Source organism: Streptomyces sp. NPDC048484 (assembly GCF_040651415.1).
GTDB lineage: Bacteria > Actinomycetota > Actinomycetes > Streptomycetales > Streptomycetaceae > Streptomyces.
The window spans coordinates 1-25,412 of sequence record NZ_JBEZJY010000008.1 but is presented as its reverse complement, the minus strand read 5'-3'; the positions used below and the strand labels follow the sequence as shown (position 1 = coordinate 25,412).

The window sequence follows — 25,412 nt, the reverse complement described above, 5'->3', positions numbered from 1 at the left end:
AGCCCCTGTCGGGACGATACACCAGTCTCGTCACTCAGGGACATAGTTCCTCTACGCTCCGTAACGATCGGTGGAAGCACGGACACGGCGCGCGTTCGGAGGAACGCGGAGGGTACTCGAGCGCCCCTCCGCTCGCGGGCGGCCGGGAGTGGGATGGGAGTGGGAGGACTACGAGCCTGTCGTAAGGACCACGTTCCGCAGTGGTTCCCGGTTCACGAATCGGTTCAACTGGTCCACCAGGAGCCGTTGGGCACGTGGGAAGAACGCGGAGGTCGGGCCGCCCACGTGGGGGCTGATGAGCACGCCGGGCGCATGCCACAAGGGGTGTCCCGGCGGCAGCGGTTCGGGATCGGTGACGTCCAGGGCCGCCCGGAGCCGGCCGCTCTCCAGCTCGGCGAGGAGTGCCTTGGTGTCGACGACACCGCCGCGTGCCACGTTCACGAGGAGCGCACCGTCCTTCATCCGGGCCAGGAAATCGGCGCCGGCCAGGCCTTTCGTCTGCTCGGTGAGGGGCGTGATGAGGACCACCACGTCGGCTTCCGGGAGAAGTTCGGGCAGAGCGGTGATCGGATGCACGGGGCCGCGCGCCGTGTCACGTGCGGAGCGCGCGACGCGCGCCACCCGCGCGAGCTCGAACGGCGCGAGCCGGTCCTCGATGGCGGAGCCGACCGCACCGTAGCCGACGATCAGTACGCTCTTGTCGGCGAGCGCCGGACGGAAGCCCGACCGCCACTCCTCGCTGTCCTGCCCCCGGACGAAGTCGGGGATGCCACGCAGCGAGGCGAGGATCAGGGTGAGGGTGAGTTCGGCGGTGCTGGCGTCGTGCACCCCACGGGCGTTGCACAACCGCACACCCCTGGGCAGCAGTTCGAGGCCCGGCTGGACGTGGTCGATACCGGCCGACAAGGTCTGCACGACCTCCACGGACGTCATGTCGGCCATGGGACGCACCGCGATGTCACTGCCCTTCATGTAGGGCACGACATAGAAGGCGCAGTCGGCGGGGTCGGCGGGAAAGCCGTCCTCACCGTTCCAGTAGCGGTAATTGGGGCCCTCGGGCAGGCCGTCGAGTTCCTCTGCGGGAAACGGGAGCCACACTTCGTACGTCATGGTCAGGAGGCTATGCGAAGCGCCGCTGGACGCAGAGGTTAGTTTGGGGTGCCAGGAAAGGGAGGGCACGGCCAGGTGGAGCGCAGGACGATCGGGGCGGCGGCGCTCGAAGTGGGGGCAGTCGGCCTCGGGTGCATGCCGATGAGCTGGGCCTACTCGGGTTCGCGGCAGCGGGGCGGCGAATCGCTGCGGACCGTGCACGCGGCCCTCGACCGGGGTGCGACGCTTTTGGACACCGCCGACATGTACGGGCCCTTCACCAATGAGCTGCTGGTGGGGCGCGCGCTGAAGGGGCGGCGTGCGGAGGCCTTCGTGTCGACCAAGGTCGGCCTGCTGGTGGGCGAGCAGCACATCGTGGCCAACGGCCGCCCCGGCTATGTGAAGCGGGCGTGCGACGCCTCTCTGCGCCGTCTGCAGACGGATGTCATAGATCTCTACCAGCTGCACCGCGAGGACCCGGAGGTGCCGGTCGAGGAGACGTGGGGCGCGATGGCGGAACTCGTCTCGGCGGGGAAGGTGCGGGCCCTCGGGCTGTGCGCGATGGGCGCGCGCTCCGGCCGCAGGCCGGGGGCACGGCTGCACGACGGAACGATCCGGAAGCTGGAGCGGGTGCAGCAGGTCTTCCCGGTGAGCGCGGTGGAGGCCGAGCTGTCGGTGTGGTCGCCCGAGGCGCTGGAGTCCCTGCTGCCGTGGTGCGAGGCACGCGGCGTCGGTTTCCTCGCGGCGATGCCGCTCGGCAACGGCTTCCTGACCGGGACACTCACTCCCGGCGAGGGGTTCGAACCTGACGACATACGGGCCCGGCATCCCCGTTTCACCGCCGAGATGATGGCCGCGAACCAGCCGATCGTCGTCGGCCTGCGACGTATCGCCGCCCGCCACTCGGCCGCGGCGGAGGGAGCGGACGTCACCCCCGCCCAGGTGGCTCTCGCGTGGGTGCTGTCGCGCGGGCGGCAGGTGGTCCCGGTGCCCGGGGCCAAGCGGGAGTGCTGGGTCGCGGAGAACACGGGGGCGGCCGGGCTGCGTCTGACGGCGGAGGATCTCGCCGAGGTGGCGGGGCTGCCGTCGGCGCTCGGATCCTGGGACTGAGCGGGGACTTGGGACTGAGCGGGGACTTGGGGCTGACGGGGCCCTGGGATTGAGCGGGGGTCCTGGGTGGAATCGCCCGGTTCGGGCGGGCGGCCCGGGTGAGGGTCCGGGCAGAGGTCCGGCGATTCGATGTCCGTGATCGGGAACCTGTAAGGCCCGAGCGGTGTATGAAAAGTAGAACCTGCCGCGTCGAAGGGATCCTGCATCGTGCAACGTCGAGCTGTGACGGCCGTGTTGGCCGCAGCCACGCTCCTGCTGACGGCCGGGTGCTCCTCGGGTGACGAGGAGAAGCCGGACGGCGGCGGGAGTACGTCTCCGGGCGGCTCGGAGCCCGGCGCCTCGGCCCCGGCCTCCGGGCAGGCGGCCGAGGAGACCCCGCCCGCCAAGGGCTCCGTGAAGGTCGTGCGGACCGTCACCGAGGGCCTGAAGACACCCTGGGGTCTGGCGCCCCTGCCCGAGGGCGGTCTCCTGGTGTCCTCGCGGGACGAGGGGACGATCACCCTGGTCGACGAGAAGACCGGCAAGAAGACGGAAGTGGGTTCGGTGCCCGGAGTCGCTCCCGGCGGCGAGGGCGGCCTGATGGGACTGGCCCTGTCCCCGTCGTACGCGTCCGACCACATGGTCTACGCGTACTTCACCTCGGACTCGGACAACCGCATCGTGCGCATGCAGTACGACGCGAAGCGGCCGGCCGGTGAGCGGCTGGGCGCGCCCGACACGGTGTTCCGGGGCATCCCCAAGGGCACGAACCACAACGGCGGCCGGATCGCCTTCGGCCCGGACAAGATGCTGTACGTGGGAACGGGCGAGACCTACGTCACCGAGCTGGCCCAGGACAAGAAGTCGACGGGTGGCAAGATCCTCCGTCTGACACCGGAGGGCGAACCGGCACCGGGCAACCCGTTCGACTCACCGGTCTACTCGTACGGCCATCGCAATGTGCAGGGTCTGGCCTGGGACACCGAGCAGCGCCTGTTCGCCTCGGAGTTCGGCCAGGACACCTGGGACGAGCTGAACCACATCAAGCCTGGCGGCAACTACGGCTGGCCGGACGTGGAGGGCAAGTCCGACGACTCCAAGTACCAGAGCCCGATCGACCAGTGGAGCACCGACGAGGCCTCCCCCAGCGGCATCGCCTACGCCGAGGGCTCCATCTGGATGGCGGGCCTGCGCGGCAAGCGGCTGTGGCGCATCCCGCTCAAGGGCACCGAGGAGTCGGCGGACCCCCAGGCCTTCCTGGAGGGTGACTACGGCCGTCTGCGCACGGTGGTCCCGGCGGGCGGCGACAAGCTGTGGCTGGTCACGAGCGAGACGGACGGGCGGGGGACCCCGAGCAGCGGGGACGACCGGATCCTGGAACTCGAGGTGAAGTGAAGCAACGTGACGTGAGGTGGCGTGCCGTGGGGTGAACCAGGGGCGCCTACGCGGAGGCTTCCGCATTCCCCTCGGCCGCGGGCTGCGTCGGCGGGCGTACGACCACCTTGCCCGAGGACAGATCTATCGGGCCCCGTCCGGGGTCACCGTCGTTCAGGTCCACCCGGGACAGCTCCAGCCGCTTGCGTTCCTCCTGGGTGTGCTTGCGGCCCGGCGCGAAGAGTTGCTCGATCATGTTGAACACGGTGCCTCCCTGGGCCCGGCGTCCGATACAGCGTAGACCTCGGTCATCTGGTTCATCCGGCTCGGCCGGTCGGGCGGGCCGCGGCCGTCTCCGGCGGGAACAGCCGCATCCGGTGCGCCACCGCCGCCGCCTCGCCCCGGCCCGAGACCCCGAGCTTGGCCAGGATGTTCGAGACGTGGACGCTGGCCGTCTTCGGGGAGATGAAAAGCTCCTCGGCGATCTGCCGGTTGCTGCGGCCGACGGCCACCAGACGCAGGACGTCGCGCTCACGGCTGGTGAGGCCGAGCGCCTCGGCCGGGTCGGCGGGAGCGAGGGAGGTCCGTCCGGACTCACGGGCGAGCGTGAGGCGGGCGCGCTGCGCGAGCTGGGCGACGGCGTCGGCGAGCGGGCGCGCGCCGAGGTGGTCGGCGACGGCACGGGCCAGCCGCAGCAGTTCGGTGGCGCGGCCCCGCTCCTCCTCCGTGCTGCCGAAGCCGAGCAGGGCCTCCGCCAGCCGGTACCGGACGCGGGCCAGGTCGTACGGACGCTCCAGCGGCTCGAAGGCACCGACCGTCTCGGACCAGTCGTCCGGGGTGTCCCGGCCCTCGGCGCGCAGCAGTTCGGCGCGCACCCAGAGCTCGTACGCCTGCCAGAGGGGCACGTTCGTGACGAGGGACTTGGCGGTCTCGCGGAGGCGCTCGACGAGTTCGGCGCGGCCCGGTTCGGCGGCGGGCAGCCCGCGGGCGTCGGCCTCCGCGGTCGCCGCGGCGAGCAGCAGGGGCCAGCCGTAGCGCTGGGTGCCCGGCGGGAAGCCGAGGCGCAGCGCCTCCTCCAGCTCCGCGCGGGCGTCGAGGAGACGGCCTTCCGCGGCGGCGCTGCCGATCGCGAGCGTGATCAGGGGCAGCGCGTGCTGGGGTACGGCGTCGTGGGTGCCGAAGTGGTCGCGTGAGTCGGCCAGTTGGCCGCCCGCGGCAGCCAGGTCACCCTGGGCGAGCGCCAGATGGGCGTGGAGCATGGTGCGCAAGCCGCGCGGCTTGGCGCTCTGGCCGACCCGCTCCGAGTTGTACCCGGCCTCGGCGGCCTCGTCCCAGCGGCCCAGCGAGAAAAGGGACTCGCCGAGATTGCCCCAGACCCAGGCCTCGGTGTCCAGCAGGCCCAGTTTCCTGGTGAGTTCGACGCCCTCCTGGAGGATGCGGACGGCTTCCTGGGAGCGGCCTATGCCCTCCAGGTGGGACGGCAGGTTCACATGGGCACGGCCTATCACATAGGCCGTGCCCAGTTCCGTGGCCCGTTGCTTGACCTCGTGCACCTCGGCGAGTCCGGCGTCGACGTCGCCCGACTCGACCAGGAGCCCGCCCAGGGTGAGCCGCGCGTTCAGCTCGATGTCGCGGGCTCCCACCATGCGGGCGTACTCCACGGCGCGCTCGGCGGCCTGGAGCGCGTCCGGTCCCGGCCTGTGCATCATCAGCCAGTTGGCGACGTGGGCGAGGACGTCGGCGTGCACCTCGGACGGCGGCAGCCCCCGGACCAGGTCCTGGGCGGTGCCGAGTTCCTGCCAGCCGTCGCCGAGGGCCTGCGCCTCGACGAGCCGGGAGCGCTGGATCCAGAACCAGGCGGCGCGCAGGGGATCCTGCTCGTCCTCCAGAAGGTGCAGGGCTCGCTTGGTGATCTGCAGGGCGCGCTTGCGCTCCCCGCAGAACCGGCCCGCCACGGCGGCTTCGGCCATCAGATCGAGATAACGCAGCGGTGCGGTCTCAGGATCACAGCCGCACGGGGGATAGACCTCGGTGTAGTCGACGGGCCGCAGCTCGGCGCGTACGGACTCGGGAGCGGTGTCCCACAGTTCCATCGCGCGCTCCAGGAGCCGCAGTTGCTCCGAGTAGGCGTGCCGGCGGCGGGCCGCCACGGAGGCGTCGAGGACGGCGGGCAGGGCCTTGGCGGCGTCGTGCGCGTGATACCAGTGGCTGGCCAGCCGGGCGGCGCGCTCGCCGGCCGGGACGAGTGAGGGGTCCGCCTCCAGGGCTTGTGCGTACCTGCGGTTGAGGCGGGAGCGCTCGCCGGGCAGCAGGTCGTCGCCGACGGCCTCGCGCACCAGCGAGTGGCGGAAGCGGTAGCCGTCCCCGTCGGTCGTCGCGAGCAGGATGTTGGCGCCGACGGCGGCCCGCAGTGCCTCGATGAGGTCGTCCTCGGCGAGCCGGGCCACGGCGGCGAGCAGCCGGTACTCCACGGTCGAACCGCCCTCGGCGACGATCCTGGCGACCCGCTGGGAACTCTCGGGCAGGCTTTCGACACGGACGAGGAGCAGGTCGCGCAGCGAGTCGGTGAGGCCGGTGCGGCAGCCCTCGTGGGCGGCCACGGCCAGCTCCTCGACGAAGAACGCGTTCCCGTCGGAGCGGGCGAAGATGTCGTCGACCTGGGCCGGATCGGGTTCGGAGGCGAGGATTCCGGCGATCTGGCGGCCGACTTCGGCGCGGCTGAAGCGGCCGAGTTCGATCCGGCGGACGGTGCGCAGCCGGTCGAGTTCGGCGAGCAGGGGGCGCAGCGGGTGGCGGCGGTGGATGTCGTCGGCGCGGTAGGTGGCGACGACGAGGAGACGGCCGCCGCGCAGCGTCCGGAAAAGGTAGGCGAGGAGGTGGCGGGTCGAGGCGTCCGCCCAGTGCAGGTCCTCCAGGAGGACGACGACCGGGCGGCCGGCAGCGACGCGTTCCAGGAGGCGGACGGTGAGCTCGAAGAGGCGGGCCATCCCGTCCTCGTCGTGTCGCCCGCGCGCGGTCTCGCCCAATTCGGGCAGCAGCCGGGCCAGCTCGCCCTCCTGCCCCGCGGCCGCGGCGGCCAGTTCGTCGGGCAGGTGGCGGCGCAGGGCCCGCAGGGCGGTGGAGAACGGTGCGAACGGCAGCCCGTCGGCGCCGATCTCGACACAGCCGCCGACCGCCACGACGGCTCCCTCACGGCAGGCGCCCGCAGCGAACTCCTCGATGAGCCGGGTCTTTCCGACACCGGCCTCACCGCCGAGCAGCAGCGCCTGTGGCTCGCCCGCGGCAGCGCGGGCGAGCGCGTCGTTCAGTACGCCCAGTTCGTCGGCCCGGCCGACGAAGACCGGACTGACGGATCTGGTCTCCACAGCGCCGAGCATCGCACAGGGGTCCGACACCGCGGCACTGGTTATCCAGGCCCCGGCCACGGCGGCGGACGCGCCTACGACGGCGGACGAGCCCACGGCCTCGGGCCCGTCCGCGACTGCGGACGAGCCCGAGGTCGGCGTGGACGGGTTCGTAGTCGGCGAGGACCGGTCCGTGACCGGCAGAGCGGTCACCGTGCCCTCGCCCCGCTCAGGACGGCCGCCCCCCGCGCGGTCGCCCTCCCGTGCCCCGGCGCTCATGCGGTGCGCGTGATCCGGGGCCTGCTGTGACGGTGGCCGTTCACCCGCCCCTCGCTGTCGTCGCGATCGGATCGCGCGGCCTCGCGCCTGGCGGCACGACGGGCGCGGGCGGCCTCACGGGCCATGCGGTAGTTGTGGGCGTCGCGGATCATTTCCGCGGAACGGATCTGATGGAGCTCGTACGCGAACATCCTGTACCCCTCGTGAAGAGTCACTCGTGAAGAGAGACCGTCGGCTTCGCTCGTCTGCGATGTCTCAACCTTCGTCTCCAAGGGGGGTGCGCCACATCGGGAGAGTTCCGCATCTTGAACGCACGAGGGGCCTTAGTTCCGCCGTGAGGGGCTCACGACGGGACTAAGGCCCCTTAAGAAGCTGTGGACGTGCGGTGTGTCAGCCCCCGGACGGCATGGCGAGCAGGACGTCGGAGTACTTGAGGGCGGCCAGCAGCAGGCCGAGAACTCCGAGCGAGACGCCCGCCCAGGCGACGGACTTGACCCACGGGGACTGGGCGGGGATCCGGTCCGGGTTACCGAACGCGGGCCTCACCAGCACCACGACGCCGGCGATCAGCGCGACCAGCGCGAAGAAGCCGGCGACCAGCGCGTTGGCGTTCCAGGAGTCGCCGTACACCTGTTTGATCTGGGTGGCCACGGGTGCACCCTGCACGGTCTCCATCTGGCCGTACAGCGAGTCGCGGGCCTGTGCGACGGTGCCGACCCAGCTGCCGGTCAGCGAGACGATGCCGAGTCCGGCGGAGACGACGGCGGCGGCTCCCATGGCCACGCCGGGTCCGGCGGCCGCCGCAGCCTGCTCGTTCTCGCTCTCGTGCTCGTCGTCGTCAAGGTCCGCGTCGGTGTCCGCGTCCAGGACCTCGGAGTCGGTCCGGCCGTCGGCCGGGTCGGCGCCCTTGACCTCCTCGACCTCCCCGATCGCGGGCGCCCCGTCGCTCTTGCCGAGCTTCACGGCCTCGTCGTCGCGCTGTGCCTCGGTGCCGGTCTCGGTTCCGGCCTCGTTCTCTGTCTTGGTTCCCATGCTCCGCACCGTACGGACGCTGTCTGAGAATTTCTTTAAGATCCCAGGATCCTCACGCGCGGGTCCACACATCGCCTTGTCCGGGGCCCGCCTACGTCGTCCTCGGAACGCCGCACACATTGTCTTCGTGACCCCGGACACGTCGTCTCCGTGCCCCCGCAGCCGCCGTCATTCCGCGGGTGTCCGCCCCCGCGCACGCGCGGCCCGCCACTCCCCCGCGAGCACCGACCACACCTCTGTGTCCTGGCGTACGCCCCGGTGGAGGTAGCTCTCCCTGAGGACGCCCTCCCGGCTCATGCCGAGCCGTCGTGCCACGTTCAGGCTGGGCTCGTTGGAGGCGGCCGCGTACCACTCCACCCGGTGGATACCGCGCTCGTCGACCGCCCAGTCGATGAGGACGCGTACCGCGCGTGTGATGAGCCCGCGGCCCGCCGCCGCGGGCTCCAGCCAGCAGCCGGCCTCGCAGGTGCCCTGCTCGGCGTCGAAGACCCGGAAGAGCACGCCGCCGACGAGCTTCCCGTCCAGCCACACCCCGTGCAGGCTGCCGGTGTCGGCGGCCTTCTTGTCGGCGTACGACTGGAGCAGCACGCGTGCGGAGTCGGTGTCCGTGGCGCGTGACCCGAAGGGGATGTACCGCTGGACGAACTCGCGTCCGCGGTCGAGATGGGCGAGGAACTCCTCAGCGTGCCACGGCTCCAGAGGCCGCAGTTCGGCGCCGTCATCACCCAGGGATATCGCGTACATCCTGCTGCCGCTCCTTCACGCGTACGTCCGCATCCACCATGTCCACCACGTTCATGAGCCCGTCCTCACGCGCTCCCGGGATCCTCGCACGGTCGCCTCCGCCTGCGGTACGGATTTCCGGCGGCTCGATGCTGAGACGCGGCAGGCGCCGGTCGAGCCAGCCGGGCAGCCACCAGTTGGCTCCGCCCAGCAGGTGCATGAGGGCGGGCACCAGGAGCGTACGCAGCACGAAGGCGTCGAGGGCGACGGCGGCTGCCAGTGCCAGGCCGAACATGGCGATGACGCGGTCGCCGCTGAGCACGAAGGCCAGGAAGACCGAGATCATGATCACAGCGGCGGAGTTGATCACCCGGCCGGTCTCCGCGAGGCCCACGCGGACGGCCCGGCGGTTGTCACCGGTCGCCAGCCACTCCTCGTACATCCTGCTGACCAGGAACACCTGGTAGTCCATGGAAAGCCCGAAGAGCACGGAGATCATGATCACCGGCAGGAAGGGCTCGATCGGTCCCGCCCGGCCAAGGCCGAGCAGTTCGCTGCCCCAGCCCCACTGGAAGATCGCGACGACGACTCCGAAGGCGGCGGCGACGGCCGCGACGTTCATCGCCGCGGCCTTCAGGGGGATGCCGACGGACCGGAAGGCGAGCAGCAGCAGGACGCAGCCGAGGCCGATCACCACGCCCACGAAGAGAGGCAGCTTGCCGACGATGACGTCGGCGAAGTCGTCGTAGGCGGCGGTCGTTCCGCCGACCTCCAGGTCGAGCGTGGTCCCGGTCTCGGCCCGCGGCAGCACCTCGTCACGCAGCCGGTCGACGAGTTCGCTGGTTCGCTGGGACTGCGGCGAGGACTCCGGTACGACGGCGAGGTAGGCGGTGTCCCCGTCGCTGTCGTACGTCACCCGGGTCGCGGCCCGGACACCCTCGGTCTCCCGGAGCGTGGCGTCGAGGTTGTCGAGGGCGAGCCGGTCCTGGGCGCCGCTGACGGGCGTGGCGAGGGTCAGCGGCCCGTTCAGGCCTGGCCCGAAGCCTCCCCCGCTCTCCGAGGTGCCTCCGGCGAGCAGGTCGTACGCCTGCCGTGTGGTGGTCGTTTCCGGGTTGTTGCCCTGGTCGGAGGTGCCCAGGTGCAGGGAGAACATCGGCAGCGCGAGCAGTGCCATGACGGCCAGGGCGGCGCCGCCGAGGAGCTTCGGGTGCTGTTCGACGAAGGCGGACCAGCGGGCGGCGAGCCCGGCGGGGACCTCGGGTGCGGGCCCGTGCTCGACAAGTCGGCGTCGTTCGCGGCGGCTCAGTGCGCGCATGCCGATGAAGGAGAGCAGCGCGGGCAGCAGGGTCACCGAGGCCGCGACCGTCAGGACCACGGTGAGTGACGCGGCGATAGCGACACCGTTGAGGAAGCCGAGTCGCAGTATGAGCATGCCCAGCAGGGCGATGCACACGGTGGCGCCCGCGAAGACGACCGCGCGCCCGGTGGTGGCCACCGCGTTCCGTGCGGCCTCCTCGACCGGGAGGCCGCGCTTGAGACCACGGCGGTGCCTGGTCACTATGAACAGCGCGTAGTCGATGCCGACGCCGAGTCCGACCAGCGTGCCGAGCATCGGCGCGAAGTCGGCGACCGTCATGACATGCCCGAGGAGCACGATTCCCGCGTACGCGGTGCCGACGCTCACCAGGGCCGTGGCGATGGGCAGCATCGAGGCGGCGAGGGAGCCGAAGGCGAGGAAGAGGACCACCGCGGCGACGGCCACGCCGACGATCTCGGCGAGGTGCCCGCCCGGGGACTCGGTGAGGGCGATGGCCTGCCCGCCCAGTTCGACCTGGAGCCCGTCGGCCTCGGCGGCCTTCGCGGCGGCGACGACCGCCGCGGCCTCGCCCCTGTCGATGTTCTCGGCCGGTTCGTCGAAGGTCACCGTGGCGTAGGCGGTACGGCCGTCCTCGCTGATCTGGCCCGAGCCGCGGCCCTCGTAGGGGCTGACGACGGCGGCCACCCCGGGCAGGCCGCCGATCCTGTCGAGGGCGCGGGTCATGGTCTGTTCGACGTCGGCGGCGCGGACCGATCCGGGGGTCGAGTGCCAGACCACGGTGCTGCTGTCGCCGCCGAGGCCGGGAAAGTTGTCCTGGAGGAGCTCGGTGGCGTGGCCCGACTCGGTGCCCGGCACCTCGTAGTCGTTCGAGTAGTCGGATCCGGTGACGGCGGCCGCGGCGGTGACCCCGCCGAGAGCGAGGAGCCAGAGCAGTAGGGCGACGAGACGGTGCTGGACACACCAACGTGCTAGGGCTGCCACGGACGAGCTCCCTGGATGATTTGTGGATCTTTACCGGGAACTGCCCGCAAAGAACGCATGACCGACGCGTTGTCACTCTTCCAGCCGAAAGTGATCGTTGGCCTCATTCGAGGATTTACTCACAGGATTGCGAGGCAGTTCACACGACAGCCCGAAGGGGGTGCATCGGCTCCGATGCACCCCCACCGAGGAACGCCGAAGGGGCGGCGCACCTGACCACAGGTGCGCCGCCCCTTCGACCGACCGAGTAGAACCGACCGAGTAGAACCGCCAAGCAGAACCGCCAAGCAGAACCGCCAAGCAGAACCGGCCAAGCAGGAAAGCCGGGAGCTAGCCCTCGACGCCCAGCTTCTCCAGGATCAGCTCCTTGACGCGGGCGGCGTCGGCCTGTCCCCGAGTGGCCTTCATGACCGCGCCCACGAGGGCACCCGCCGCCGCCACCTTGCCGGCCCGGATCTTGTCCGCGACCCCCGGGTTCCCGGCGATGGCCTCGTCGACGGCGGCCGTCAGCGCGCCCTCGTCGGAGACGACCTTCAGGCCGCGCTTCTCGACGACCTCGTCCGGCGTGCCCTCACCCTTGACGACCCCGTCGATGACCTGGCGGGCCAGCTTGTCGTTGAGCGAACCCTCGCTGACCAGGGCGGTCACCCGGGCGACCTGCTCGGGCGTGATGGCCAGCCCGTCCAGGGACACCCCGGACTCGTTGGCCGCGCGGGCCAGCTCACCCATCCACCACTTGCGGGCGGACGTGGCGTCGGCGCCCGCCCCGATCGTGGCGACGATGAGGTCGATGGCACCGGCGTTGAGCATCGACTGCATGTCGTGGGCGTTGACCCCCCACTCCTCGCGCAGCCGGTTGCGGCGGGCCAGCGGCTGCTCGGGCAGGCCCGCGCGCAGCTCCTCGACCCACTCGCGGGACGGGGCGACCGGGACGAGGTCGGGCTCCGGGAAGTACCGGTAGTCCTCGGCCTCTTCCTTCACGCGCCCCGAGGTCGTCGACCCCGTGTCCTCGTGGAAGTGACGGGTCTCCTGGATGATCGTGCCGCCGTCGTTGAGCACGGCCGCATGCCGCTGGATCTCGAAGCGGGCCGCACGCTCGACGGAACGCAGCGAGTTGACGTTCTTCGTCTCGCTCCGCGTACCGAACTTCTCCCGGCCGTACGGGCGCAGCGACAGGTTCACGTCGCAGCGCATCTGGCCCTGCTCCATCCGGGCCTCGGAGACACCGAGCGCCTTGATGAGCTCGCGCAGCTCGGCGACGTACGCCTTGGCGACCTCGGGAGCGCGCTCGCCGGCGCCCTCGATCGGCTTGGTGACGATCTCGATGAGGGGGATACCGGCGCGGTTGTAGTCGAGCAGAGAGTGCGAGGCGCCGTGGATACGGCCCGTCGCGCCGCCGACGTGCAGCGACTTGCCGGTGTCCTCCTCCATGTGGGCGCGCTCGATCTCCACGCGGAAGACCTCGCCGTCCTCCAGCTGGACGTCGAGGTAGCCGTTGAAGGCGATCGGCTCGTCGTACTGGGAGGTCTGGAAGTTCTTCGGCATGTCCGGATAGAAGTAGTTCTTCCGGGCGAAGCGGCACCACTCGGCGATCTCGCAGTGCAGCGCGAGACCGATCTTGATCGCGGACTCGACGCCGATCGCGTTGACGACCGGCAGCGCGCCGGGCATACCCAGGCAGGTCGGACAGGCCTGCGAGTTGGGATCGGCGCCCAGCTCGGTGGAACAGCCGCAGAACATCTTGGTCTTGGTGCCGAGTTCGACATGGACTTCGAGGCCCATGACGGGGTCGTACGACGCCAGCGCGTCCTCGTACGACACCAGGTCAGTCGTGGCAGTCACTGTGAAACTTTCCCCTCAGCCCAGCAGGACGTCTTCGTCGCCCAGGCGCTTGAGCTCCCGGTAGAGGATGGCGAGGCCGGTGACGATGGCGGCGGCGGATACGGTCGCGTCGATCAGCCTCAGCGTGTCCCCGTCACTGCGGGCCAGCTTGATCTGCTTGGCGACGCTGATCGCGCCGAACGCGGTACTGCCGAGCGACACGTACAGCCCGGTCTTCGACTTCTTGAAGTTCTTTGCCTTCTTGGCCATGGCACTCACAGCGACGGAGCCTCCTCGATCAGCGGGTGACCCCAGCGTTCCACGAACGCGGCCTCGACGGCGGCTCCCACCTTGTAAAGGCGGTCGTCCTTGAGGGCCGGCGCGATGATCTGCAGGCCGACGGGCAGGTTGTCCTCGGGCGCGAGGCCGCAGGGCAGCGACATCGCGGCGTTGCCCGCGAGGTTCGTCGGGATGGTGCACAGGTCCGCGAGGTACATCGCCATCGGGTCGTCGGCGCGCTCACCGATCGGGAAGGCGGTGGTCGGGGTCGTCGGGGAGACGATCACGTCGACCTGCTCGAACGCCTTCTCGAAGTCCCGCGTGATGAGCGTACGGACCTTCTGGGCGCTGCCGTAGTACGCGTCGTAGTAGCCGGAGCTGAGCGCGTACGTGCCGAGCATGATGCGGCGCTTGACCTCGTCGCCGAAGCCCGCCTCACGGGTGAGGGCGGTGACCTCCTCCGCGGAGTGCGTGCCGTCGTCGCCGACGCGCAGGCCGTAGCGCAGACCGTCGAAGCGGGCGAGGTTGCTCGAACACTCGGACGGGGCGATCAGGTAGTACGCCGACAGGGCCAGGTCGAAGGACGGGCAGTCCAGCTCGACGATCTCGGCGCCCAGTTCCCTGAGGAGCGAGACCGACTCGTCGAAGCGCTGGACGACACCGGCCTGGTAGCCCTCGCCGCGGAACTGCTTCACGACGCCGACGCGCATGCCGGCCACGCTGCCGTTACGGGCGGCCTCGACGACGGCCGGTACCGGCGCGTCGATGGAGGTCGAGTCGAGGGGGTCGTGTCCGGCGATGACCTCGTGCAGCAGGGCCGCGTCCAGGACCGTACGGGCGCAGGGGCCGCCCTGGTCGAGGGAGGACGAGAACGCCACCATGCCGTACCGCGACACCGCGCCGTACGTCGGCTTCACGCCGACCGTGCCGGTGACGGAGGCGGGCTGGCGGATGGAGCCGCCGGTGTCGGTGCCGATGGCGAGGGGCGCCTGGTAGGAGGCGAGGGCCGCGGACGAACCGCCGCCGGAACCGCCGGGGATCCGCGTCAGGTCCCAGGGGTTGCCGGTGGGCCCGTACGCGCTGTTCTCGGTGCTGGACCCCATGGCGAACTCGTCCATGTTGGTCTTGCCGAGAATGACGACGTCGGCCGCCTTCAGCCGCTTCGTGACCGTGGCGTCGTACGGCGGGATCCAGCCTTCGAGCATCTTCGAGCCGACGGTCGTCGGGATGCCCTCGGTGGTGAAGATGTCCTTCAGGGCGAGAGGCACGCCGGCGAGCGGCCCGAGCTTCTCGCCCTTCGCCCGCTTCTCGTCGACCGCGCGGGCCTGGGCGAGCGCCCCTTCCCGGTCGACGTGCAGGAAGGCGTGCACCTTCTCGTCGACGGCCTCGATGCGCGCGAGGTGGGCCTCGGTGACCTCGACGGCGGTCAGCTCGCCGGAGACGATGCCGGAGGCGATCTCCGAGGCGGTGAGCTTGATGATGTTGACGTTGCTGTCCGTCATGGTGGTTAGTCCTCCCCCAGGATCTGCGGCACCTTGAAACGCCGCTGCTCCTGGGCCGGGGCGCCGGAGAGCGCCTGCTCGGGGGTGAGCGACGGACGGACCTCGTCCGCGCGCATGACGTTCGTCAGCGGCAGCGGGTGGGAGGTCGGCGGTACGTCTTGGTCGGCGACCTCGCTGACGCGGGCGACCGCGCCGATGATGTCGTCGAGCTGACCGGCGAAGTGGTCGAGCTCTTCGTCCTTCAGCTCCAGACGCGCCAGTCGGGCGAGGTGGGCGACCTCCTCGCGCGTGATGCCAGGCATGCAGCGATCCTCAGGGGTGAGTGTGTGTGATGTGCCCCAATCCTATGGGGCGCGGGGGAATCCCCGTACATCGGTTTCCCCGCCACCGGTCGGCACGGGGCACACGCGGGCCGTACCGGCGGCCGCGCGGGCCGTACCGGCGGTGTGGAGCTGTGCCGGCGGTGTGGAGCTGTGCCGGTCGTACGACGGACGGACGGTCGCCGACGGCGGGAACCCCCGCGGGAAACGCTCACCCGTCGAGATGCCCGTCACGGGCGGTGCGGGCGGGAAAACAAGACCCCACCGACCCGCACCCGCTACTCGTCCCCGGCCGCCGCAGGCAAGACCGCCGGCAACGCCGCAGGCGACACCGCAGGCGAGACCGTCTTGGGCTGCCGCTGCCACCCCCGGGACCCCCGGGCGAGCAGCCACGCGGTGGCCTCCTCCGGAGGCATCGCCGCGGCCACGAGCCATCCCTGGACCGCGTCGCACCCGAGGTCCCGAAGCCGCTCCCACGTCTCGTCGTCCTCGACGCCCTCGGCGACGACCAGCAGCCCGAGCGAATGCGCGAGGTCGACGGTGCACCTCACGATCTCCGCGTCCTCGGTATCCACGGCGAGCCGGGCCACGAACGACCTGTCGATCTTCAGCTCGCTCACCGGCAGCCGCCGCAGATGCACCAGCGACGAGTACCCGGTCCCGAAGTCGTCGAGTGACATCTTCACGCCGTGCCCGGTCAGCCCGGCCAGCGTGTCCGCGGCCCGCTGCGGGTCCTCCAGCAGGACGTGTTCCGTTATCTCCAGCTGGAGCGCCCCCGGGGGGACGCCGTGCCGGGCCAGCCGCGCGGCCACCGATCCCGCGAACCCGGGTGTGTGCACATCCCTGGGCGACACGTTGACGGCGACCGGGACCCGAAGCCCCTGAGCCCGCCAGCGGGCCACCTGCGCGAGCGCGGTCTCCAGTACGTACTCGGTCAGATGCGGCATCAGACCTGAGGACTCGGCGATGGCTATGAACTCGTCCGGCGGTACTCTCCCGCGCTCGGGGTGCACCCACCGCACGAGCGCCTCAAGACCGGCGACCTGTCCGTCGAAGCGCACCTTCGGCTGGTAGTGCAGTTCGACGTCTCCCGCGTCGAGCGCCCGCCGCAGGTCCCCCAGCAGCCCGAGCCGGTCGGGGGTGTTGGAGTCCCGCTTGGACTCGTAGACCTCCACCCCCGTGCGGTCCCTCTTCGCCTGGTACATCGCGACGTCCGCCCGCCGCAGCAGCCCCTCCGCGTCCAGCGCATGGTCGGGGAAGACGGCCAGTCCGGCGCTGGCCTCCAGCACGAGCGTCAGCCCGTCGAGGTCGAGCGGGGACCCGAGCGCGGTCACGAGGTTGCGGGCGACCCGCGTCGCGGACGTCGTCGAGTCGACCATGGGCAGCAGCACGGCGAACTCGTCCCCGCCGAGCCGCGCGGCCTCCGCCCCGCGCGGCAGAGCGACGCGCAGCCGGTCCGCTATCTGCAACAGCAGCCGGTCCCCCGCGAGATGCCCGAGCGTGTCATTCACGGCCCTGAAGCGGTCAAGGTCGATCAGCATCAGAGCGGAACGTGCACCGATTCGCTCGGCGTCGTCCAACGCCCGCCAGGTCCGTTCGAGAAGCCACTGCCGGTTGGGCAATCCGGTGAGGGGATCACGCAGTTGCTCCTCGGCCCGTGCACGCGCTATCCAGAGCGTGGAGTCGAGAGCCATGAGGGGCACGGAGAAGAGCGGCAGGAGCACGGGGAGGGCGATCGCGACGACACAGATCAGCGGGGCGATGCCGAGCAGCGCGACGGCGACCAGCCCCTGTCTGACCAGGGCCGTACGAGCCACGGTCGGCAGTCCGGGCGTACGCGGCGCATGGAGGTACCAGAGGAGCGCGCGGCTCACCGCGAGATACGCCCCGGCCACCAACACCACCTGCGGCACGGTGTAAACGGTCCAGGTCTCCGGTTTCCAGGGCGTCTCGACGGATGGCGACCGGCTGAACGCGGCCAGCACGAGCGCCCCTGCGCCGATGCCGAGGATGTCCACCGCGCCGTGCAGGACACCCTGACGCCAGCGGTGGCGGCGGGCTATGCCGACGAGCACGACGACGGTGAGGCTGACCATCCCGGCCGGCACCCAGCCGTACAGCAGCAGGACGGCGAGGGTGAGGGCCGCTCCGGAGCCCGTGCCGCCCCACCAGCGGGAACGGCCGAGCGCCACCAGATGGCCGACGATGATGCCGACCAGGACGGCCAGCGCCCAGCCGGCAGAGCCGGAGGGAAAGAGCGCGTGGTGGCCGGTGAAGGCACGGTAGAAGCCCGCGCCCAGCACGAGGGCGGCGGACGCGACGACCACCGCGGGCAGTGCGGGCCAGGACATCCGCCGGTCGGTTTCCTGGCCGGGCAGCTGGGAGTGGGGCGGGGAGTAGGAGCCGGGGGCGGCGGTGGTGCGGCCGGAGGCGGTGCGGCCGCGACCGTCCGCCGCGACGCGCTGTCCGGCGGCATACCCCGGTACTCCGGTCCGCTCCGCGGGTTTGGTGACCCCGAGGTTCGTTCCGAACTCCCGGCTTCGCTCAAGCAAGGGGTGGCCCCATCGCCGCACGCCGGTCATCCAGCGCGGGCGCAGCCGTGAGTCCGGGGCGGCGCTCTCGGTCGGTTCCATTCCCGTCCCTCTCACAGCCGGCGGTGCCCATGCCACGGGGCCCGGTGCCCGACTGGTCCCTCAACGGCACCATGAAAACCCTTCCCCCGGCTCATGAAGAGCAGGGGGATGCCCCAACCGCAGCTGGACACGGCAGGCGCACACCTCAACAGTAGGCCGCAGAAGGCCTCTACGGGCAGCGGTCGCCCACGGTTGCCCGAATGCGACCCGCGCACCCGTATGCATCTGATATGCGCCGAACGGGTGGTCTTCAACCGCTACTCGTCGATCGGAAGCGCGACTTCCGCCGCCGCCTCCGGCCCTTGTTCGAGCAGAACGGCGAAGCCGTCCTCGTTCAGAACTGGCACTTTAAGTTGCATTGCCTTGTCGTACTTCGACCCAGGATTGTCACCTACAACAACGAAAGACGTCTTCTTCGAAACAGAACCGGTCACTTTCGCTCCCCGGTTCTGCAGTGCCTCTTTCGCTCCGTCGCGGGTGTGACGTTCCAGAGTGCCGGTCACGACGACGGTGAGCCCTTCGAGCGGGCGGGGTCCCTCGTCCTCACCGGAGCTCTCCTCCTCCATGCGGACTCCGGCGGCCTTCCACTTGTGGAGGATCTCCTGGTGCCAGTCCACCGTGAACCACTGCTTCAGCGAGGCGGCGATGGTGGGCCCGACTCCCTCGACGGCGGCGAGTTCCTCCTCCGTGGCCTGCTCGATGCGGTCGATCGAGCGGAACTCCCGGGCCAGGGCCTCGGCCGCGACCGGGCCCACGTGCCGGATGGACAGGCCTGTGATGATCCGGGCCAGCGGTCGCTCCTTGGCCGCGGCGATGTTCTCCAGCATCGCGAGGGCGTTCTTCCTGGGGGCGCCCTCCTGGTTGGCGAAGACCGTGGCGATCTTCTCCTCGCCCGTCTTCGGGTCCCGTTTGGGCAGTCCGCTGTCCTGGTCGAGGACGTACGCCTTGATCGGCAGCAACCGCTCGATGGTGAGGCCGAAGAGGTCGCCCTCGTCCCGCAGGGGCGGCTCAGCCGGCTCCAGGGGCTTGGTCAGCGCGGCGGCGGCCACGTAACCGAAGTTCTCGATGTCCAGGGACTTGCGGCCGCCGAGGTAGAAGAGGCGCTCGCGCAACTGGGCCGGGCAGGTGCCGCCGTTGGGGCAGCGCAGATCGATGTCCCCCTCCTTCGCGGGCGCCAGCGGTGTGCCGCACTCGGGGCACTCGGCGGGCATCACGAACTCCCGCTCGCTGCCGTCGCGCAGGTCGACGACCGGCCCGAGGATCTCCGGGATGACGTCACCGGCCTTGCGCAGCACGACGGTGTCCCCGATCAGGACACCCTTGGCCTTGACCACGTCCTGGTTGTGCAACGTCGCGAACTCGACCTCGGAACCGGCCACCGTGACGGGCTCCACCTGCGCGTACGGCGTGACGCGGCCCGTACGGCCCACGCCCACCCGGATGTTGATCAGCTTGGTGTTGACCTCCTCCGGCGCGTACTTCCACGCGATCGCCCAGCGGGGGGCGCGGGACGTCGAGCCGAGGCGGCCCTGGAGGGGGATCTCGTCGAGCTTGACGACGACACCGTCGATCTCGTGCTCCACGGAGTGGCGGTTCTCTCCGTAGAAGGCGATGAACTCCCGCACCCCGTCGAGGTCTTCGACGACCTTGCTGTAGCGGGTCGTCGGCAGGCCCCACTCGTGCAGCAGCTCGTACGCGTGCGAGAGGCAGTCGATGTCGAAGCCCTCTCGCGCGCCGATGCCGTGCACGACCATGTGCAGCGGACGGGTCGCCGTGACGCGGGAGTCCTTCTGGCGCAGTGAACCCGCCGCCGCGTTGCGCGGGTTGGCGAAGGGCTTGTCGCCGGCCTCCACCAGGCGGGCGTTGAGCTCCTCGAACTTCTCCATCGGGAAGTAGACCTCGCCGCGGATCTCCACGAGGTCGGGGATCCGCTCGCCTCTGAGGCGGCCCGGGATATCCGCGATCGTACGGACGTTGGGCGTGATGTCCTCGCCCGTGCGGCCGTCACCGCGGGTCGCCGCGCGGGTGAGACGCCCCTGCTCGTACGTGAGGTTGACCGCGAGGCCGTCGACCTTCAGTTCGCACAGGAAGTGGTACGCGGACGTGCCGATCTCCTTGGCGAGACGGTCGGCCCAGGCGGCCAGCTCCTCGTCGTCGAAGGCGTTGTCCAGGGAGAGCATGCGCTCCCGGTGCTGGACGGCCGAGAACGTCGTGAAATCACCCGCGTACGCCCCCGCGACCTTCTGGGTCGGCGAGTCCGGGGTCCGCAGCTCGGGATACTGCTCCTCCAGAGCTTCCAGCGAGCGCAGGAGTTTGTCGAAGTCCGCGTCGCTGACGACCGGCGCGTCATTCCTGTAGTACCGGAAGCGGTGTTCCTCGATCTGCTCAGCGAGCTGCGCGTGCTTCTCCCGTGCCTCGCTGGGCGCGGGCCCCGCAGCCGCAGCCGAGGCGGTCTGTGCGTCCTTGTCGCCGGCCACCGTGTCGTCCTCCCGTTACTCTGATTACTCTGGGTTGTCCGCGAGGGATCTCGCCGCCCGGACGCAGTGGGCGAGCGCCCTGCGCGCGTACTCGGGGGAGGCGCCCGCGAGTCCGCACGACGGGGTGAGGGTGACCGCGTCCGTGAGAAGCCCCGGACCCAGCCCCAGCCTGCGCCACAGCGTCCTGACACCCATGACGCTACCGGCAGGGTCTGACAACGGGCCGTCCGTGCCCGGCACCACACCGGCGAGGAGTCTGGTCCCTCCCTCCACCGCTTCCCCGATCGCGTCGTCGTCACGCTCGGTGAGGAGCGCGAAGTCGAAGGAGACGGCGGACGCTCCTGCCCTGCGCAGCAGCGCGAACGGAACGTCGGGGGCGCAGGAGTGCACGACCGCAGGGCTTCCCTCCTGCACACCGATCACGTCCCGCAGGGTGGCCTCGACGAGCTGCCGGTCCACGGCCCGGTAGGTGCGGTAGCCGCTCGCGGACCTCACCTGGCCGCGCAGGGCGGCGATGAGTGAGGGTTCGTCGAGCTGCAGGACGACCTGGGCGCCGGGGACGCGGCGCCGTACGTCGGCGAGGTGCTCGCGCAGTCCCTCGGCGAGCGACCCGGCGAGGTCCCGGCAGGCTCCGGCGTCGGAGAGCACCGCCTCGCCGTTGCGCAGCTCCAGGGCGGCCGCGAGCGTCCAGGGGCCGACCGCCTGCACCTTCAGCGGTCCCTCATAGCCCTGGGTGAACTCCTCCAGGGCGTCGAGGTCTTCGCCCAGCCACGACTTGGCCCGCTTGGTGTCGCGGCCCGGCCGGTCCCCGAGACGCCAGCCGCTGGGCTCCACGCGCGCGTACAGCTCGACCAGCATCCCGGCGGTCCGGCCGATCATGTCCGCGCCGGGGCCCCGGGCGGGCAGTTCCGCCAGGAACGGCATGCCCGTCTCGGGTCCCTCGAAGGTCCCGGCCACGGACTTGGCGGCCTCCCGGGTGTCCCCGCCCGGCATCGACCCGATGCCGGTCGCGGGGCCGGGCCTGAACTCACTGTTTTCGCTCACCCGGGCAGCCTACGGAATCGCCGGGCCGGGGCTGCGGCCGGTCGGCAGCCTGTCAGCGGCCCGGGCGTACCGACAGGTCGTTGACCTCCGCGTCCTTCGGCAGGTCCAGCGCCATGACGATGGTCGTGGCGACGGACTCGGGGTCGATCCACTTCGAGGGGTCGTACTCCTTGCCCTCCTGCTGGTGGACCTTGGCCTGCATGGGGCTCGCGGTGCGGCCGGGATAGACCGAGGTGACGCGGACCCCGTTCGCGTGCTCCTCGTGGCGCAGGGAGTCGGCGAGGGCCTTCAGCCCGTGCTTGGAGGCGGCGTACGCGGACCATTCGTAACCGGCGTTGAGTCCGGAGCCGGAGTTGACGAAGACCACATGGCCCTGGGTGAGCCGCAGTTGCGGCAGGAAGTGTCGGGTCAGCTCGGCGGGCGAGATCAGGTTGACGTCGAGCTGGTGGCGCCAGGTCTTCGGGGTCAGGTCACCTACCCGTCCGAGGTCGATGACGCCCGCGATGTGCAGGAGCGAGTCCACCCGGTCGGGCAGCGTCTGGTGGGAGAAGGCCCAGGAGAGCCGGTCCGGATCGGCGAGGTCACCGACGAGGGTCCGGGCCCCGGGAAACCCGGCGGCCAGCTCCTTCGCACGACCCGCGTCGCGCGCGTGGAGCACGAGGTCGTCCCCGCGCGCGTGGAGGCGACGGGCGACGGCCGCGCCGATGCCGGAGCCGGCCCCGGTGATCACATGAGTAGCCATGCCCGCCATGCTCGCAGCACCCTGTCGTCGCCCGCAGCACCCGGGCGTCCACTTACCCGGTGCGTTACCCCGTACATCGCAGCCGGTGCCGGCCCCGGCGGCGCCCTGCGCTCACTGCGTGCCCCGGCTCTCCTCCAGGTAGGCGAGCGCCCCCACGGCCTCCTCCGCGAAGAACACCAGGTCGGTGAGCGGCACGGGCAGGAACCTCTCGGCCTCCATGCGCAGGAACTGCTCCTTCAGGCCGTCGTAAAAGCCCGCGGTGTTGAGCAGGACGACCGGCTTGTCGGTGTGCCCGTGCTTCTTCAGCTCCAGGATCTCGGTGGCCTCGTCGAGGGTGCCCGTACCGCCGACCATGATGACGACGGCGTCGGCCTTCTCAAGAAGCAGCGCTTTCCGCTCCGCGAGGTCCCGGGCGACGACCATCTCGTCGGCGCCCTCGCGCGCCTTGGCTGCGAGGAACTCCACGGAGACGCCCACCAGCCGCCCGCCCGCCTCCTGCACCCCGTCGGCGACGACCTTCATGAGCCCGACGTCCGAGCCGCCCCACACCAGGGTGTGTCCACCCTTGCCGAGCAGCTCGGCGAACTCGCGGGCGGGCCGGGTGTAGCGCTCGTCGAGGTCGGCGGCGGAGAGAAAGACACAGATGTTCATGACCCCACGCTAGGACAGCCTCCGCACCAGGACCGTCCAGTACTCGAAAATGGACCCGAAGCCGGGGAAGAACCCGACAGCGGCCCGCGCTGTACCGGTCAGAACCGCTACCCGAGGAGGGCGAGAAGCCGTGACCACAGGCCACCGCATCACCGTCGAGCAGGGCACCGAGCACGTCCGCGTCGTCCACGGAGGGCAGGTGCTCGCGGAGAGCACACGCCCCCTGTTGCTGCACGAGACGGGCCTGCCCGTGCGTTACTACCTCCCCGTGGAGGACGTACGGGTCGATCTCCTGACCGCGTCGGACACCAGCACGCACTGCCCGTTCAAGGGCGACGCGTCGTACTGGTCACTGCCGGACACCCCCGACCTCGTCTGGGCATACCCGGACCCGAAGCCGGAAGTCGCCGAGATCAAGGACCACTTCTGCTTCTACGAGGTGGAGACCGTCGCCGCGGGATGATCCCTCCTACCGACACCGTTTGATGACACCAGTTCATGCCACCATTTCTGACTGCTAGCGTGGTGGCATGTCTGTTATGACCCTCCGTATCCCGGATGAACTCGACCCATCGATAAAGGCCGCAGCCGGCGCCGCCGGACTCTCGCTCAACGCGTACATCGTGCGCGCGGTCCGACGGCAGTCGGTCATCGACGCCGCGCAACAGCTCGCGGCGCTCGGACTCGGCGACGACCTGTGCGGGGACGGGGACGTGCTGTGAAACGGGGAGAGGTCTGGACGCTCGACAACGGGCGGAGCGTGCTGGTCATCTCACTCGACGGGCTGGAGGGTGCGTACGGCGCGGTACTCGCGATCGTGCTGCATCCCGCCGGCCGGTTTCCGGACACCGCGATGTCCGTGACGATCGAGGAACCGTTGCCCTGCACCGCGGTGGCGGTCAACGTCCAGCAGTTGAGGACCACGCGCTTCGAGGACGCGAAGCTGCACGGCTCGGTCGATCCGGCGACCTTGGACCGACTGAACCAGGCACTCCGCGCGGTCCTGGACCTGTAGCCACACGCCGCGCTCTCCGACCCGACGACACCCTCACCGCGAACGTCGGGGCTTGCGCCGGGGGCACCGGTTCAGTTCTCCCGGGGCTCGAAGCGGCCCTACCGTGCCGCAAGAATCCTGTCGAGTCAGATGAAATCGCTGCCGTATACCGTTGAGCCGGGGTTCCCCGACCGAATCCCCGGCGTCGGGTCATCCGGCGGTGAGAACGTGCGCCCACGGCTCATCGATGTCGGCCAGACCCAGTACGGCGACCACGTTGTCGAGCATTCCGGCGCCGAACCACCGCCGCACGGCGTCGTCGTCACCCAGCAGCCGCCGAACGGTGTCGACCTGCTTGGCGTAGCACCGACGCACGGCCTGCCCCACCAGCGGCTCGCCGGCGGCACAGTTCGCGTGCATGAGGAAACGCAGGATGTTCCGGTCCGCGACGAGCGCGGCGTAGGCGCCGCGCGCCGCGTCCAACGCCTGCTCGGACGCCGGCCCGGCCCCACCCGACGCGGGCGAGTGTGTGACCAGGGTTTCGGTCATCACGCCGGACACGTGGTCGACCGCCGCCGCGAACAGCGCTTGCTTGTTCGGGTACAGGCGATAGAGATACGGCTGAGAAATGCCGACCCAGTCAGCGATCTCATGTGTCGTCGTACCGTAGAAACCCTTTTGCGCGAAGCAATCGATCGCGGCGGCCATGATGGCCCGACGTCGTTCGTCACTCTTCGCGCTGGTACCGGCGGCAGGCATGGGCGTCAGTCAAACACGGCTCCCCTCAGCCTCCAAAAGTCACGCTGCGGTCAGAGGCGGACGACACGTCGTCGGGTGTGAGCGCCTCGATCGCCACCAGTGGGTTCCAGTAGTCCAGGTAGTGGGTGATGAGCGCGTCGTCATCGGTTCGGACGACGGAGATGCACGTCTGCTCGTACGGCTTGCCGGTCGGCCGTGCCGTGCCCGTCGAGCGGAATTCGGCGATCACGAGACCCGGATCGACCGTCTCGTGGAACACCAGGTCGCCGAACTCGACGTCAAAGGTCTCGGGAAAGTGACTCATGTGCGCGATCAGCGCGTCTCGCCCCGACACGCGTCGAGGCACACCGGCCGGCGCGAACGGGAACTCGAGCACCGCGTCCGGGGCGAACAGCGCCACCCATTCGTCGACGCGCCCTGCGGCGGTAAGGCGCAGATGCTCGGCCACAGCGTGCTGGGCAGCGGCGCGGCGGTTGGCGTCGTCTTCCTTGACTGTCATACTCACTCCTACGTTAGTGGTCGATTGATAACCTACCACGTCGCAGCAGCCGACCTCGAAGTCGGTCCCTGCGGGAATTACCTCAAGATCGGCCACCTACCGATGCGGCATGCTCAGGCTCGGCGGCCGTCGGCGGCCTCGATGAGCTCGTCGAGGCAGGCGAGCACGGCCCCGGGCTTTCGCGCAGGCCGGCAGGACAGGGCAGCCGCTCCCGCCTGTTCGGGCAGCCATCGTGCCCGGGGGCTTGCTGACCCGGCACCGGCGCTGCGTCTAGCGTCCGAGAGTGAGCCTTTGGACTTCTCTGGAGCCCGCCTCCGCGACTGTGGACCCGGGTGGCAGTACGACCGTGCGGCTGCGTCTGCGCAACACCGGTGATGTGGTGGACGAGTACCGCTTCGAGGCGGTCGGTTCGCTTGCGCCGTGGACGGTGGTGGAGCCGCAGACGCTGCGGTTGTATCCGGG

At 70.4% G+C, this 25,412-nt stretch carries 23 protein-coding genes and 1 pseudogene; 6 read left to right on the top strand and 18 right to left on the bottom strand.

The genetic code is table 11. From position 1 onward, the window contains the following. Positions 1-168: 168 nt before the first annotated feature. Complete coding sequence (locus AB0D14_RS10135; RefSeq protein WP_362776668.1) at positions 169-1,110, bottom strand: 2-hydroxyacid dehydrogenase; 942 nt, start codon at positions 1,108-1,110, stop codon at positions 169-171. 75 nt (positions 1,111-1,185) lie between these two features. Between AB0D14_RS10135 and AB0D14_RS10130 the strand changes: the two genes are divergently transcribed. Together AB0D14_RS10130 and AB0D14_RS10125 are read left to right on the top strand one after the other, a co-directional pair. Further along, positions 1,186-2,199 carry an aldo/keto reductase gene (locus tag AB0D14_RS10130; protein ID WP_362776665.1) on the top strand — a complete coding sequence of 338 codons (1,014 nt, stop codon included), beginning with the start codon at positions 1,186-1,188 and terminating at the stop codon, positions 2,197-2,199. A gap of 222 nt (positions 2,200-2,421) precedes the next feature. Beyond that, positions 2,422-3,573 carry a PQQ-dependent sugar dehydrogenase gene (locus tag AB0D14_RS10125; protein ID WP_362776662.1) on the top strand — a complete coding sequence of 384 codons (1,152 nt, stop codon included), beginning with the start codon at positions 2,422-2,424 and terminating at the stop codon, positions 3,571-3,573. 46 nt (positions 3,574-3,619) lie between these two features. Here AB0D14_RS10125 and AB0D14_RS10120 read toward each other — a convergent pair whose 3' ends face one another. From AB0D14_RS10120 to AB0D14_RS10050, 15 genes are all read right to left on the bottom strand, one after another. After that, complete coding sequence (locus AB0D14_RS10120; RefSeq protein WP_362776660.1) at positions 3,620-3,817, bottom strand: DUF6191 domain-containing protein; 198 nt, start codon at positions 3,815-3,817, stop codon at positions 3,620-3,622. A gap of 52 nt (positions 3,818-3,869) precedes the next feature. Then, the gene (locus tag AB0D14_RS10115; RefSeq protein WP_362777025.1) at positions 3,870-6,929 is read right to left on the bottom strand and encodes an AAA family ATPase; all 3,060 of its coding nucleotides are present in this window, start codon (positions 6,927-6,929) and stop codon (positions 3,870-3,872) included. 242 nt (positions 6,930-7,171) lie between these two features. After that, on the bottom strand, positions 7,172-7,366 hold the full coding sequence (locus tag AB0D14_RS10110; protein WP_362776658.1) for a hypothetical protein: 195 nt from the start codon (positions 7,364-7,366) through the stop codon (positions 7,172-7,174). Between the two features lie 199 nt (positions 7,367-7,565). Then, positions 7,566-8,207: a hypothetical protein gene (locus AB0D14_RS10105; RefSeq protein ID WP_362776657.1), complete on the bottom strand. Its 642-nt coding sequence runs from the start codon at positions 8,205-8,207 to the stop codon at positions 7,566-7,568. A gap of 168 nt (positions 8,208-8,375) precedes the next feature. Beyond that, positions 8,376-8,951, bottom strand: coding sequence for a GNAT family protein (locus tag AB0D14_RS10100; protein WP_362776656.1), 576 nt, complete (start codon positions 8,949-8,951; stop codon positions 8,376-8,378). Continuing rightward, positions 8,929-11,229, bottom strand: coding sequence for an MMPL family transporter (locus AB0D14_RS10095; RefSeq protein WP_362776654.1), 2,301 nt, complete (start codon positions 11,227-11,229; stop codon positions 8,929-8,931). Before AB0D14_RS10095 ends, AB0D14_RS10100 begins: the two co-directional genes overlap by 23 nt. Before the next feature lie 330 nt (positions 11,230-11,559). After that, the gene (gatB, locus tag AB0D14_RS10090; protein WP_362776653.1) at positions 11,560-13,071 is read right to left on the bottom strand and encodes an Asp-tRNA(Asn)/Glu-tRNA(Gln) amidotransferase subunit GatB; all 1,512 of its coding nucleotides are present in this window, start codon (positions 13,069-13,071) and stop codon (positions 11,560-11,562) included. A gap of 15 nt (positions 13,072-13,086) precedes the next feature. Beyond that, positions 13,087-13,320, bottom strand: a complete 234-nt coding sequence (locus AB0D14_RS10085) for a hypothetical protein (protein ID WP_189776246.1) — start codon at positions 13,318-13,320, stop codon at positions 13,087-13,089. Between the two features lie 5 nt (positions 13,321-13,325). After that, positions 13,326-14,831, bottom strand: a complete 1,506-nt coding sequence (gene gatA, locus AB0D14_RS10080; protein WP_362776651.1) for an Asp-tRNA(Asn)/Glu-tRNA(Gln) amidotransferase subunit GatA — start codon at positions 14,829-14,831, stop codon at positions 13,326-13,328. 5 nt (positions 14,832-14,836) lie between these two features. Beyond that, positions 14,837-15,133 (bottom strand): Asp-tRNA(Asn)/Glu-tRNA(Gln) amidotransferase subunit GatC, encoded by a 297-nt coding sequence (gene gatC / locus AB0D14_RS10075; protein WP_362776649.1) that lies wholly within the window; start codon positions 15,131-15,133, stop codon positions 14,837-14,839. Between the two features lie 296 nt (positions 15,134-15,429). After that, the gene (locus tag AB0D14_RS10070) at positions 15,430-17,784 is read right to left on the bottom strand and encodes a bifunctional diguanylate cyclase/phosphodiesterase (protein ID WP_362776647.1); all 2,355 of its coding nucleotides are present in this window, start codon (positions 17,782-17,784) and stop codon (positions 15,430-15,432) included. A gap of 257 nt (positions 17,785-18,041) precedes the next feature. Then, positions 18,042-20,261 (bottom strand): NAD-dependent DNA ligase LigA, encoded by a 2,220-nt coding sequence (gene ligA / locus AB0D14_RS10065; RefSeq protein ID WP_362776646.1) that lies wholly within the window; start codon positions 20,259-20,261, stop codon positions 18,042-18,044. Positions 20,262-20,285: 24 nt separating this feature from the next. Next, positions 20,286-21,305: a methionine synthase gene (locus tag AB0D14_RS10060; RefSeq protein ID WP_362776643.1), complete on the bottom strand. Its 1,020-nt coding sequence runs from the start codon at positions 21,303-21,305 to the stop codon at positions 20,286-20,288. A gap of 52 nt (positions 21,306-21,357) precedes the next feature. Beyond that, the gene (locus AB0D14_RS10055; protein ID WP_362776640.1) at positions 21,358-22,056 is read right to left on the bottom strand and encodes an SDR family oxidoreductase; all 699 of its coding nucleotides are present in this window, start codon (positions 22,054-22,056) and stop codon (positions 21,358-21,360) included. 102 nt (positions 22,057-22,158) lie between these two features. After that, positions 22,159-22,698, bottom strand: coding sequence for a TIGR00730 family Rossman fold protein (locus AB0D14_RS10050; RefSeq protein WP_362776637.1), 540 nt, complete (start codon positions 22,696-22,698; stop codon positions 22,159-22,161). A 130-nt stretch (positions 22,699-22,828) separates the two neighbouring features. Between AB0D14_RS10050 and AB0D14_RS10045 the strand changes: the two genes are divergently transcribed. The 3 genes from AB0D14_RS10045 to AB0D14_RS10035 all read left to right on the top strand — a co-directional run bounded on the left by AB0D14_RS10045 (position 22,829) and on the right by AB0D14_RS10035 (position 23,713). Next, positions 22,829-23,161, top strand: a complete 333-nt coding sequence (locus AB0D14_RS10045) for a DUF427 domain-containing protein (RefSeq protein ID WP_362776635.1) — start codon at positions 22,829-22,831, stop codon at positions 23,159-23,161. 67 nt (positions 23,162-23,228) lie between these two features. Beyond that, complete coding sequence (locus AB0D14_RS10040; RefSeq protein ID WP_362776633.1) at positions 23,229-23,420, top strand: toxin-antitoxin system HicB family antitoxin; 192 nt, start codon at positions 23,229-23,231, stop codon at positions 23,418-23,420. Further along, positions 23,417-23,713, top strand: a complete 297-nt coding sequence (locus tag AB0D14_RS10035; RefSeq protein WP_362776631.1) for a hypothetical protein — start codon at positions 23,417-23,419, stop codon at positions 23,711-23,713. The genes AB0D14_RS10040 and AB0D14_RS10035 overlap by 4 nt, the downstream gene beginning before the upstream one ends. A gap of 189 nt (positions 23,714-23,902) precedes the next feature. On the opposite strand, the gene AB0D14_RS10030 is transcribed toward AB0D14_RS10035, so the two are convergent. Then, positions 23,903-24,451, bottom strand: a complete 549-nt coding sequence (locus AB0D14_RS10030) for a TetR/AcrR family transcriptional regulator (RefSeq protein ID WP_362776630.1) — start codon at positions 24,449-24,451, stop codon at positions 23,903-23,905. 25 nt (positions 24,452-24,476) lie between these two features. Continuing rightward, complete coding sequence (locus AB0D14_RS10025; RefSeq protein ID WP_362776628.1) at positions 24,477-24,950, bottom strand: nuclear transport factor 2 family protein; 474 nt, start codon at positions 24,948-24,950, stop codon at positions 24,477-24,479. Positions 24,951-25,233: 283 nt separating this feature from the next. Here AB0D14_RS10025 and AB0D14_RS10020 point away from each other — a divergent pair. Beyond that, a pseudogene (locus AB0D14_RS10020) lies at positions 25,234-25,412 on the top strand (hydrolase); the annotation flags it as partial.